The organism is Deltaproteobacteria bacterium PRO3 (assembly GCA_030263375.1).
Lineage (GTDB): Bacteria > UBA10199 > UBA10199 > DSSB01 > DSSB01 > DSSB01.
The window spans coordinates 22,786-35,604 of sequence record SZOV01000024.1 but is presented as its reverse complement, the minus strand read 5'-3'; the positions used below and the strand labels follow the sequence as shown (position 1 = coordinate 35,604).

General features: G+C 63.4%; 7 protein-coding genes. All 7 read left to right on the top strand.

What is annotated here, in order from left to right; all coding sequences use genetic code 11:
- The first annotated feature begins 1,441 nt into the window (after positions 1-1,441).
- The 7 genes from FBR05_05820 to FBR05_05790 all read left to right on the top strand — a co-directional run bounded on the left by FBR05_05820 (position 1,442) and on the right by FBR05_05790 (position 12,518).
- Entirely contained in the window at positions 1,442-2,716 is a 1,275-nt protein-coding gene (locus FBR05_05820; protein ID MDL1871704.1) for a GAF domain-containing protein, read from the top strand.
- Positions 2,717-2,752: 36 nt separating this feature from the next.
- On the top strand, positions 2,753-4,102 hold the full coding sequence (locus tag FBR05_05815; protein MDL1871703.1) for a TldD/PmbA family protein: 1,350 nt from the start codon (positions 2,753-2,755) through the stop codon (positions 4,100-4,102).
- Between the two features lie 115 nt (positions 4,103-4,217).
- A complete protein-coding gene (locus tag FBR05_05810) occupies positions 4,218-4,982 on the top strand; it encodes a Stp1/IreP family PP2C-type Ser/Thr phosphatase (protein ID MDL1871702.1) in 765 nt (254 codons plus the stop codon).
- Positions 4,983-5,130: 148 nt separating this feature from the next.
- Positions 5,131-6,081 (top strand): M23 family metallopeptidase, encoded by a 951-nt coding sequence (locus FBR05_05805; GenBank protein MDL1871701.1) that lies wholly within the window; start codon positions 5,131-5,133, stop codon positions 6,079-6,081.
- Positions 6,082-6,146: 65 nt separating this feature from the next.
- Complete coding sequence (secA, locus tag FBR05_05800; protein MDL1871700.1) at positions 6,147-8,882, top strand: preprotein translocase subunit SecA; 2,736 nt, start codon at positions 6,147-6,149, stop codon at positions 8,880-8,882.
- Between the two features lie 285 nt (positions 8,883-9,167).
- Positions 9,168-10,349: a bifunctional glutamate N-acetyltransferase/amino-acid acetyltransferase ArgJ gene (gene argJ, locus FBR05_05795; protein ID MDL1871699.1), complete on the top strand. Its 1,182-nt coding sequence runs from the start codon at positions 9,168-9,170 to the stop codon at positions 10,347-10,349.
- A gap of 75 nt (positions 10,350-10,424) precedes the next feature.
- Positions 10,425-12,518: an FHIPEP family type III secretion protein gene (locus tag FBR05_05790; GenBank protein ID MDL1871698.1), complete on the top strand. Its 2,094-nt coding sequence runs from the start codon at positions 10,425-10,427 to the stop codon at positions 12,516-12,518.
- Positions 12,519-12,819: the final 301 nt, after the last annotated feature.

Genomic DNA, 12,819 nt, shown 5'->3' with positions numbered 1-12,819 from the left:
AGCCTCAACGCCTCGGGCCGTTCGCGGGCCCTGATCAACGACGAGCCGGTGACGCTCAAGACCCTCCAGGCCCTGGGGGAGAGGCTCGTCCACCTGGTGCGGCAACACGCCGCGCACCGGCTCCTCGAGCCGGATTTCCTTTTGGAGTTGCTCGACCGCTTCGGCGGCCACGAGGGCGCGGCGGCGGGCTATCGCGACGTCTTCGCACGCTACCAGGCCGCCGACCGCGAGTGGCGCGAGCTGAACGAGCGCGTTCGAGAGACCCGACGGCAAGAGGAGTTCCTGCGCTTCCAGTGCGACGAGCTCGCCAAGGCCGAGCTGCGCGCCGGCGAAGAAGAGGAACTGGAGGCCGTCAAGGCCCGACTCAAGCACCGCGTTGCCCTCGCTATGCAAAACTACGAGATGCGCCAGCTGCTGGTCGACGGCGAGGCCTCCGTTTCCGACCAATTGGGCAAAGCGCGGCACCTGGCCGAAAAATCCCGCGATATGGACGAGAGCCTTAATCCGCTGCTGGGCGCCCTCGACGAGGCCGCGGCCGCCGTCGAGGCCGCCGGGCGCCTGCTCGCCGACTACGGCGAGAAGCTCGAGGAGGATCCCGCCGAGCTCGACCGACTCGAAGACCGCCTGGCCCTGATCTCCGGCCTGAAGCGCAAATATCACGAAGACGAGTCCGGCCTGGTCGCCCTGGCCGAGCGCCTGCAGGGGCAGATCGGTGAGCTGGAAAACTTCGACCGGGTCTTGCAAGACGCCGAGGCCCGCCGCGCCGAACTTGAGGCCGCCCTGCGCGAGGCGGCCGCGGCCTTGCATGCCAAACGCAAGGCCGCCGCCAAAAAGCTCGCCGCCAAGCTGTTGCAGTCGCTGCAAGAGCTGGCCCTTCCCCACGCCCAACTGCAATTCCTGCTCGAGTCCGCCAAGGAGGTCGCCGAGTACCGCCCGAATGGCGCCGACGCACTGACCCTGCTCGTCTCCTTCAATCCCGGCGAGGAGGCGCGCCCTTTCGCCGAGATCGTCTCCGGCGGCGAGCTCAGCCGCCTGCTCTTGGCCTTCTACGAAATCGTCTTTCCCGCCGAGGAGATCGGCAGCTTCGTCTTCGACGAGGTCGATGCCGGCGTCGGCGGCAAGGTCGCCGAGCTGATCGGCCGCAAGCTCGAGGCTTTGGGCGCGAAGACCCAGGTGCTTTGCGTCACCCACCTGCCGCAGATCGCCTGTCGCGCCGCCCGCCATTACACCGTCGAGAAGTCGGTGCGCGACGGCCGCACTTTTTCCGAGATCCGTCTGCTCAAGAAGGACGATCGCGAGCGCGAGATCGCCCGCATGCTCGCCGGGGTCGAGGTCACCCCGCAGGCCCTCAAGCATGCCCGCGAGCTGCTGAAAAACGCCGCCGCTTGAGCGCTGGCGGCCGCGCCCCTTTCTTTGCTACAGTCGGGGCGGAGGTAAGGATATGTCCGGGTTCGTCGAAACCGCCGAAGAGCGCACCGCCCGCGTCCTGCGCTACCAGGCCGGACTGCTCAAGCTGGCCAAGGCCCCGCCGGCCGACCTCGAGACCGCCCTGCGCCGCATCACCGAGGTCGACAGCGAGACGCTGGGGGTGGCCCGCGTCGGCATCTGGCTCTTCAACGAGGACCGCAGCGAGATCGTCTGCCAGGACGTCTATCTTCAGGGCGAAAACCGCCACTTATGCGGGCAGAAGCTATTGGCGAAAAACTACCCCGCCTACTTTCAAGCTCTCGAAGAAAGCCGCATCCTGCCGGCCTCCGACGCGCGCCGGGACCCGCGCACCCGCGAGTTCACCGAGGGCTACCTGGTTCCCCAGCAGATCTTCTCGATGATGGATGTGCCGATCCGCCTGGGCGGCAAGGTCGTCGGCATCGTCTGCCACGAGCAGGTGGGCGCGCTGCGGGATTGGTCGCTGGAGGACCAGGACTTCGCCTCCTCCATCGCCGACATGGTCTCCCTGGCCTTCGCCGCCGAAGAGCGCCGGAAGGCGGAGGAGGCCCTCCAAGAGAAGACCGCCGCCCTGGAGCGCTCCAACCGCGAGCTGGAGCGTTTTGCCTACGTCGCGACCCACGACCTTCAAGAGCCGATCCTCCTGATCATCGCCTTCGCCGACCGTCTCGAACGGCTGCTGGGAGCCCGCGCCGAACCGCAGGCCCTCGACTACCTGCGGAGGATCCAGCGCTCGGGGGAGCGGATGCGCGAATTGATCGACGACCTGCTCCAATTCTCCCGCGTGACGACGCAGGCCAAGCCCTTCGAGGAGTTGGAGCTGAGCCAGGTTTTAGCGGAGGTTCGAAAAGACCTCGAGCTGCGCTTCGCCGAGAGCGGCGGCCGCCTCGAGACGGGCGCCTTGCCGCGGGTCTTCGCCGACGCCTCGCAGATGCGCCAGCTCTTCCAAAATCTCCTCGGCAACGCCCTCAAGTTCCGCGATCCGAGGCGCGCGCCGGTTCTCCGCGTCGCCGGCCGCGCGATCTCCGAAAAATTCTGCGAGATCTCGGTCGAGGACAACGGGATCGGCTTCGAGGAAAAATACCTCGAGCAGATTTTCCGGCCCTTTACCCGCCTCCACAGCCGCAGCGAGTACGAGGGCAGCGGGATCGGCCTCGCGCTCTGCGAGAAGATCGTGCTCCGCCACGGCGGGACCCTCACCGCGCGCAGCGAGCCGGGGCACGGCTCCAAATTTCTCTTCACCCTGCCGCTGCCGCCGGCGAAACCTTGAAAATATTCGTTTCGCGGGCGTCGGGGATCGGATAGCATTCCGGACGTGCGTCCGGATCTTTTTTCCAACCTGGAACGAAAGCTGAAGCGCGAAGGCATCGCCGACTTCGAGGCCTATTTCGAGAGGGTCGAGTCGCGCCGCTTCGAGGCCAAGGACGGCGCCATCGAGTCCGCGCAGGGCGCGGTGGAAGAGGGGCTGGCGCTGCGGGTCTTCCGGGAGGGGCGGCAGGGCTTCGGCTATTCGACCGACTTGAGCGACTCGGGGCTCGACTACCTCTGCGCCAGCGTCGTCGCGTCGCTGCCCTGGGTGGATCCCGAGCCCGATCTACCCCTGCCGGAGGCGTCGCCTCCGACCGCCGAACCCGAGCTCCGCAATTTCGACGCCGGCCTGGCCGCGGTGCCGGAGGCGCGCAAGCGGGAGCTCGCCCTCGCCCTGGAGGCGGCCGCGAAGGCGGTCGATCCCCGCGTCAAGCACGTCCGGGCGGCCGCCTACGACGAAAAGACGCTCGATGTTCGGCTGCGGAATTCCGCCGGCCTCGACCGCGCCTTCCGCCGGACGCGTTGCCGCATCGGTGTGATGTCCGTGGCCGAGGCCGACGGGAGCGCCGAGAGCGGCTACGAATTCGACAGCTCGCCCTTCTTCGAGCGCCTCGACCCGCGCAAGGTCGGCGAGGCCGCCTCGCGACTCGCCCTGAGCTATCTGGGTGCCACCACGCCGTCCAGCCGTCGGGCGCCGGTCTTGATCGATCCCTTGGTGGCGGGGGAATTCCTCGAGGTCTTGGCGGGCTCCTTCCAGGGGGACGCGGTCTTCAAGAAGCGCAGCTTTTTGGAGGGGAAGCTCGGGCAGAGGGTCTACGCACCGCTGCTCTGCATCCGCGACGCGGGCCTGCTGCCGGAGGGCAGCGCCTCCTGTCCTTTCGACGGCGAGGGCCAGGATTCCCGCGATTTGCCGCTGGTGGAGGCGGGCGTCGTCTCCAACTACCTGCTCGACCGCCTCTACTCGCGGAAGCTCGGCCTGAAGGCCAATGCCTCCCTGGTCCGCCGGGGCCTGCAGCGTCCGCCCTTTATTTCCTATTCCAATCTCGTCCTCGAGCCCGGCGAGCGCTCCGACGAGGCCCTGTTCCGCGAGATCGGCTCCGGCATCCTAGTCACCGAGGCCATCGGGGTGCATGCGGCCAACCCGGTGACGGGGGATTTCTCGGTGGGTATTCAGGGTTTTTTGATCGAAGGCGGCGAAAAGCGCGGCGCCGTCAAGAAGCTGGCCTTGGCCGGCAACCTTCACCAGATGTTGGCCGATCTTAGGGCCGTCGGTTCCCGCTACCGCACCCACGGCGGGGTCGGGGCCCCGACTCTGGCGGTCCAAGAAATGGCGATCGGCGGCGCCTAGCCTGGGTTTTGAGCATTTGCCATGAAATAGGGGCTTGCATATAATCGTCGCGTTCGTTTACGTTGGACGGACGACCTGGGCTTATTTTTGAAGATCGGATTAGGGTTTATTTCCCATGAAAATCGAATCTTACGGCATCTCCAACGTCGGCATGAAGCGGCAGCAGAACGAAGACAGCTACCTGATCAACGACGACATGGGCCTATATATGGTGGCCGACGGCATGGGGGGGCATTTGGGAGGGGAATACGCCTCCAAATTGGCGGTGACCACCGTCGAAGAGGTGGTTCGCTCGCTCCGCTTCGACCCCGACGCCACCCAGATCCGCGGGGTCAACGAGGCCGACTCCCATCCCGGCAACCAGCTGAAGCACGCCATTCAAGAGGCCGGGCGCCGCATCCACGACCAGGCCCTCTTCGACGAGAATCTGCGGGGCATGGGGACCACCGCCGTGGCGGCCCTTTTCGCCTCCCCCCGACTATATATAGCGAACGTCGGGGACTCCCGGGCCTATCTGATCCGGGACGGCAAGATCGAGCAGATCACCGAGGACCACAGCCTGGTCAGCGAACAGGTCAAGGCCGGGATGATCTCCGCCAGCGATGCCCGGGGCCATAAGCTCAAGAATATCATTACCCGGTCGGTGGGCTACCAGGAAGAGGTCGATATCGACATCGTCTGCAAGGAGGTCCGCCACGGGGACAAGCTCTTGCTCTGCTCGGACGGCCTTTCCAACCTCGTCGAGGACCGGGAAATCGAGGAATTGGTCGAAAAATACGACATCCGGGAGGCCTGCGAGAAGCTGGTCAACTCGGCCAATAGCCGGGGCGGCGACGACAACATCACGGTTATAATTTTACAAGTTGATGAAATTACTTAGTTTTTTACATCCCCAAAGGCCTTGACACCCCAAAGAGCCCTCTGCTACGGTTCCCCCCACTTAAGCCATAGCCATTTTTTAGACCACCTTCGGTGAAACCTGCCGATGATACGGTGGTCCTGCAATAAACCTGGATAGAGGAAGGCCTTTGAACCGAAAACCCACCAATCTGGTGCTTTTGGACGACGACGGCTTCGGCAGCCGCACCTTAAGCCTTTCCCAGACCAGCCTCCGGCTGCTGGGGGGGCTCCTGGCCTTCTTCCTGGTCTTCTCCTCGGTCATGACCTGGGGCTTCCTGTATTACCGCTCCAAAAACCTGAAGGGCGAGGCCGGCACCATCGCCCAGCTCGAGCAAGAGAAGGCCCAGCTGGTTTCCAAGATCGGGGCCCTCGAGGGGACGATCAAGCGCATCGAAAAATTCACTGAAAAGCTGGAAGGCTCCATCGGCGTCGAATCAGGCAAGCTCAACAAGGGCGTCGGTCCGGTCTCCGAGCAGGAAAACTTGGGCGAGTTTCTCAACCGGGTGAACAACCTGCCCAAGCTTTCTTCCCGCAACCTGGCCCGCGACTGGAGGGCTGGAAAATTCGACGAGCAATTCTATGAGAAGATGACTCTCAAGCTGGACGAGCTGGCCGAATTCGCGGTCAACCTCGAGGAGAGGGTCAACGAGGTCTACGAGGCCAACGAAGACCAGATCTCCTTCTGGGCCTCCACTCCCTCGCTGTGGCCGGTGCAGGGTTGGGTCACCTCCAACTTCGGTTTCCGTCTTTCGCCCTGGGGCGACGCGGTCAAGATGCACAAGGGCATCGACATCGCCTCGCCGATCGGCAGTCCCGTCTTCGCCCCCTCCGAGGGCACCGTCGTCTACGCCGGCTACAAGGGCGGCTACGGCAACACCGTCATCATCGATCACGGCTACGGCATCAGCACCCTCTACGGGCACAATTCCGAGCTCTTCGTGAAAGAGGGCGACAAGGTCGATCGCGGCAGCCGCATCTCCGCGGTCGGCAACACCGGTTCCTCCACCGGGCCGCACCTGCACTACGAGGTGCACGTCGACGGCATTCCCACCGACCCGATGAAATATATCTTCCAATAACCGCCGTTCCGATTTCCCCCAGACTATTTGACTTTCCGCCCCGCCTCACATAGCAAGGGGATCCCATGCTTCAGGCCCTTGCCAAAAAGGTCTTCGGAACCAAAAACGATCGCGAATTGAAGAAGCTGTATCCGATCCGCGACCGGATCAACGCGCTGGAACCCGAGATGCAGGCGCTCAGCGACGAGGCGCTGCGGGCTCAGACGGCCAAATTTCGCGAGCGCCTCGCGAAAGGCGAGACCCTCGACGATCTTCTGCCCGAGGTCTTCGCCACCGTCCGCGAGGCGGGGCGCCGGGTGCTGGGCATGCGTCACTTCGACGTCCAGCTGATCGGCGGCATGGTCCTGCACCACGGCAAGATCGCCGAGATGAAGACCGGCGAAGGCAAGACGCTCGTCGCCACGCTTCCGGTCTACCTCAACGCCCTCGAGGGGAAGGGCGTGCACGTCGTCACCGTCAACGACTACTTGGCCCGCCGCGACGCCACCTGGATGGGCCGGCTGTATAACTTCCTCGGCATGTCCGTCGGGATCATCGTCCACGGCCTCGACGACGCCCAGCGCCGCGAGGCCTATGCGGCGGACATCACCTACGGCACCAACAACGAATTCGGCTTCGACTACCTGCGCGACAACATGAAGTTCAGCCTCGAGCAGATGGTGCAGCGCGAGCTCCACTACGCCATCGTCGACGAGGTCGACTCCATCCTGATCGACGAGGCGCGCACGCCGCTGATCATCTCGGGGCCCTCCGAAGAGTCCACGGACAAGTATTACCGCATCAACACGATCATTCCCAACCTCAAGAAGGACGCCGACTACACGATCGACGAGAAGGCGCGCAGCGCCATCCTCACCGAGGACGGCGTCGCCCACGTCGAGAAGTTGCTCAACGTCGAAAATCTCTACGACCCGCGCCAGATCGAGGTTCTGCACCACGTCAACCAGGCCCTGAAGGCCCACGTCCTGTTCAAGCTGGACGTCGACTACGTCGTGAAGGACGGCGAGGTCATCATCGTCGACGAGTTCACCGGCCGTCTCATGCCGGGCCGGCGCTGGAGCGACGGCCTGCACCAGGCCGTCGAGGCGAAGGAAGGCGTCCAGGTCGAAAACGAAAACCAGACGCTGGCGACGATCACCTTCCAGAATTACTTCCGCATGTTCAAGAAGCTGGCGGGCATGACGGGCACCGCAGACACCGAGGCGGGCGAGTTCGCCAAGATCTACAACCTCGAGGTCATGATCATCCCGACCAACCGCGAGATGCGGCGCAAGGACGAGGGGGACCTGATCTACAAAAACGAGCGGATCAAGTTCAACGCGGTCATCGAACGCATCCTCGAGCTGCACGCCAAGGGCCAGCCCGTCTTGGTCGGCACCATCTCGATCGAGAAGTCCGAAGTCCTCGCTGGCATGCTGCGCCGCCGCGGCATCCAGCACCACGTCCTCAACGCCAAGCAGCACGAGCGCGAGGCCGAGATCGTCGCGCAGGCGGGCCGCTTCGGCGCGGTGACCATCTCGACCAACATGGCCGGCCGCGGTACCGACATCCTGCTCGGCGGCAATCCCGAGTTTTTGGCCCGCACCAAGGTTGGCCCCGAGGCGAGCGAAGAGGAGTACGCGAAGACCCTCGCGGAGTTTCGCAAGGCCTGCGAGGAAGAGAAAGAGAAGGTCCGGGCGGCGGGAGGGCTCTTCATCCTGGGTACCGAGCGCCACGAAAGCCGCCGCATCGACAACCAGCTGCGCGGCCGCGCCGGCCGCCAGGGCGACCCGGGCGAGAGCCAGTTCTACATCTCGCTGGAAGACGACCTGATGCGCATCTTCGGCTCCGACCGCATCTCGCGGATGATGGACCGCCTGAAGATGGACGAGAACGAGCCGATCTTCCATCCCTGGATCACCAAGGCCATCGCCAACGCGCAGAAGAAGGTTGAGGAGCACAACTTCAGCATCCGCAAGAACTTGATCGAATTCGACGACGTCATGAACCAGCAGCGCAAGACGGTCTACAGCCTGCGCAAGGAGATCCTGCGCGGCGAAGGCCTGCGCGACAAAGTGTTGGACATGATCGACTTGACCGCCGACCAGGTCTCGCAGGAGTTCGCGCCCGCCCGCAACGAAGAATTCGACGCCGCCGGCCTGGCCGAGCGCGTCTTCCAGATATTCGACATCCACGCCGACCCCAAGGCCTTGGCCGAGAAAGAGCTGAGCGCCGATTCCATCGGCGAGTGGGTCTACAACCAGGCCCTGGATTTTTACGAAGCGAAGGAGCAGCGCATCGGCGTCGAGCTGATGCGCCACGTCGAGAAGGTCCTGATGCTCCAGACCCTCGACGCCCTCTGGAAGGACCATCTGCTGAGCATGGACCATTTGCGCGAGGGCATCGGGCTGCGCGGCTACGCACAGAAGGACCCGATCGTCGAGTACAAGCGCGAGGGCTTCGCGATCTTCGAACAGATGCTCCAGACCTTCACCAGCGACGTCCTGCAGAAGTTGTTCCGCGTCCAGGTCGAGGAAAAGCAGGCGATGCCGCTACAGGCGATGCAGCGTGCCCAACCGATGACGATGAGCCGCTCCTTCGCGCCGACCGGCGCCGCGCCCCAGGCGTCGCGCCCGCAGCCCGCCGCGCAGCCGTCACCCCGGCCGATGCCCGGCGGCGTCCTGCCCGGGATGGGCCGCCCCGCCCCGCAACCGGCCGCGCCCCCCACCGGATCGGTGCAGCGCGCCGAGCCCAAGGTGGGCCGCAACGACCCCTGTCCCTGCGGCAGCGGGAAGAAATACAAGAAGTGCCACGGGGCTTAGGCAGAATTTGGTATTGGGGGTCCGTTCGATTTCCCAAGGATCTAGGACGTGGGTATATAATCCTTCTAATAGATCGCCCCGAGGCCGGAGAAAAGGTGTCCCTGGAGGGACCGAGGACTGTCTGAGCCAACCTTAAGGTCGAGAAAGATATTGCAGTATCGGTTATGTTTGCTTTTTTGATGGGTTGAAACGTCAATTATAATTGAATGCGAGTTCCGCAGGGCCCGGAAGGGACACCTTTTCTCCGGCTTCGGGGCGCTCCCTATGAAAAAAAACTCCGCTAGCATCACTATTCCCGGTTTTAGATTCTCCGGCGTCATTGCCGGCATCAAGCAGGCCAAGAAACCCGACCTGGCCCTGATCGTCGCCGATCGTCCCGCCAAGGCGACCGCCGTCTTCACCACCAACCGACTCAAGGCCGCCCCCGTCTTACAGGGACAGAAGGCGATCCGAGGCGGCAAGCTGCGGGCCATCGTCGTCAACTCGGGCAACGCCAACGCCGCCACCGGTCCCAAGGGCCTGAAAAACGCCTTCGCCACCGCCGCGGCAGCGGCCAAGGCCCTCAAGATTTCCAAAAACGAGGTCTTGGTGAGCTCCACCGGCAAGATCGGAATTCAGTTAGACGTCGGTAAGATCCGCCGGGCCCTGCCCGCGGCGGTCCAGGGTCTTTCGGTCGACAATTTCACCGCCGCCGCCCGTGCCATCATGACCACCGACGCCTTTCCCAAGTGGCACGTCGTCCGCAGCAAGATCGGCGGCAGGCCCTTCACCGTTGCCGGCTTCGGCAAGGGTGCCGGGATGATCGAGCCCCACATGGCGACCATGCTGGCTTACGTCTTCACCGACCTCGACCTGCCGGCCGGGGCGATGCGCAAGACCTTCCGCGCGGCCGTGGAAGACACCTTCAACGCGATCTCGGTGGACGGCGACACCTCGACCAACGACACCGCCGTCCTGCTGGCGAGCGGCGCCTCGGGTATCCCGACCCTCAAACCCGGTAGCGCCCCCTGGCGCGCCTTCGAGAAGGCCCTGCGCGAGGTCTGCCAATACCTCGCCTGGATGATGGTCCAAGACGGGGAGGGCGCCACCAAGGTTGTCGAGGTGCAGGTGCGAGGCGCCAAGACCGCCCGCTCCGCGAAAAAGATCGCCTACAGCATCGCCCGCTCGCCTCTGGTGAAGACCTCCTTCTTCGGACAGGACCCCAACTGGGGCCGGGTTTTCGCGGCGGTCGGGTATTCGGGCGAAACCTTCGACCCATCCCGCGTCGATATTTTCTACGGCCCGGTGCCCCTGGTCCGCCGCGGCCTGCCCACCCCCGTCGCCAACGAGGCCCGGGCCCATAAGATCATGAAAAGCAAGTCTTTTCGGGTCTTGGTCGAGCTGAACGGGGGGCGGGGAGAGGCCAAAGTTTGGACTAGTGATCTCGGCTACGGCTATGTCAAAATAAACGCCGAATACCGTACTTAAGCGGGGATCCCGGGGATCCTCGACGAAACAGAGGTCCTTGACGTGGGAAAATTAAAGCTCGGCAATTTCAACGAAATCATCGCAAAATACAGCGACGTCGTCCTGGCCCTTCTGGTCGTGGCAGTCATCGGAATGATTATTATTCCGCTGCCGACCTGGCTTATCGATATTTTGCTCACGGTCAACATCACCATCGGGATCCTGATCCTCTTAGTCGCGCTGTATATTTCCGACGCCCTCAAGATCGCGTCTTTCCCGACCCTGCTCCTGATCACCACGATCTTTCGGCTCGCCCTGAACATTTCCTCCACGCGCCTGATCCTCTCGCAAGGCCATGCGGGCGAGGTCATCGAGGCCTTCGGTTCCTTCGTCTTGGGCGGTACCTCGATGAAGTCGATGGTCGTCGGTATGGTCATCTTCCTCATCATCACCTTGGTCAATTTCATCGTCATCGCCAAGGGCGCCGAGCGCGTCTCGGAAGTCGGCGCGCGCTTCACCCTGGACGCCATGCCCGGAAAGCAGATGTCGATCGACGCCGACCTCAGGGCCGGCATCATCAACATGGAGCAGGCCATGGAGCGCCGCGAGATCCTGCAGCGCGAATCCCAGATGTACGGCGCGATGGACGGCGCGATGAAATTCGTCAAGGGCGACGCCATTGCGGGCATCATCATCACGCTGATTAACTTGATCGGCGGTTTCATCATCGGCGTCATGATCCGCGATATGGAGATGGGGCGCGCGATCACGACCTACTCATTACTGTCGATCGGCGACGGCCTCGTCTCGATGATCCCGGCCCTGGTCATCTCGATCGCGGCCGGCGTGGTCGTCACCCGCGTCGCCTCCGAAAACAAAGAATCGAACTTGGGCCGGGAAATCGTCGGCCAGGTCACCGCCTATCCCAAGGCCATCCTGATCGTCTCGGGACTGCTGCTGGTTTTGGCCCTGGTTCCCGGCCTGCCGAAGATTCCCTTCCTCATTCTCTCCGCGGCTCTCGGCGCCACCGCCTACTACTTGAAGCGCGGCAAGACCGAGGAGGCGCAGGAGATCGCGGACGTCCCCAAGGAAGAGGTCGTCAAGCGCGCGGTCGAGAAGCACGGCGACGTCCTGCCCTTCATCATGCCGGCGCCGATCTCGCTGGAGGTGGGCGAGGCGATCATCCCCTTCGTCGACGACAGCCAGGACGGCGGGCGCTTCATCAACGAACTGATCCCGCTGCTGCGCCACGGCCTGTATTACGAACTGGGCGTCAACTTCCCGGGCATCCAGGTCCGCGGGCAGAACGTCGACATGGAGCCGGAGAGCTACGTCATCAACATCAACGAGGTGCCGGTGGCGAAGGGCCGCGTCTATCGCGGCTGCATTTTGGTGGGCGAGCCGCTCGAGCAGCTCTCGCTCTTCAACATCGAGGGCACCGAGACCATCCATCCGATCGACGGGTCGATCGTGACGTGGATCAACGAGGAGTTCAAGGACGTGGCGGTGCAGGCGGGTTTCCGGATGTGGGACATCGCGGAGTACCTGATCCTTCACCTCTCCTATATCCTGCGCAAGCACGCCCACGAATTCTTGGGCTTGCAGGAGATCCAGAACATCCTGAACGAGCTCGAGAAGAGCCACCCGGCGCTCGTGAAAGAGTTGGTCCCCAAAGTCATCACCGTCTTGCAGCTCTCCGAGATCTTCCAGCGCCTGATCCAGGAAGAGATCGCGATCCGCGACCTGAAAACGATCTTCTCGACCCTGGCGCAGTGGGCGGAGGTCGAGCGCAACACGCTGATGCTCACCGAGCACATCCGCGCGGGCTTGAAGCGCTACATCACGCACAAGTACGCCGGGCATTCCAACACGATGGCGGTCTACTTGCTGGATCCCGAGATCGAAGACATGGTCCGCAACGCCATCCGCACCACCGAGAAGGGCAACTACCTGGCCCTCGAGCCGGAGACGACGCAGGAGATCGTCGAGGCCGTTGGCAAGGAGATCGCCTCGCATCCCTTCCCGCCGGGCGCGCGGCCGCCGGTGATCCTGACCACCGCGGAGATCCGGCGCTACTTCCGCAAGATCATCGAGCTGGAGTTTCCGCAGCTTTCCGTTCTTTCCTATCAGGAGCTCTCCGAGAATCTGCGCATCCAGCCGATCGCCCGCGTGGGGCTGCAGCGCGGTTGACCGTCGCTCCTTTTCGTGCGGGGCGGAGGAGGGGGGATTTCTTGCCGCCCTCACTAGGAGGTGCGCCCCGGAGAAGGGGAAAAGGTGTCCCTTCCGGGCCCTGCGGAACTCGCATCCATTGGAATTGCCACCGCGTCCTTTTGGGTGATCCCAGGCGTCGAATCACTTAAATGCGCTTTCTAGTCTTTACGGATGGCTCAGACAGGTCCTCGGTCCCTCCAGGGACACCTTTTCCCCTGCACCGGGGCGAATTATTTGTATTTTTTTTCTAAGCCACCCCGTGAGAAAAAATCATGACTAC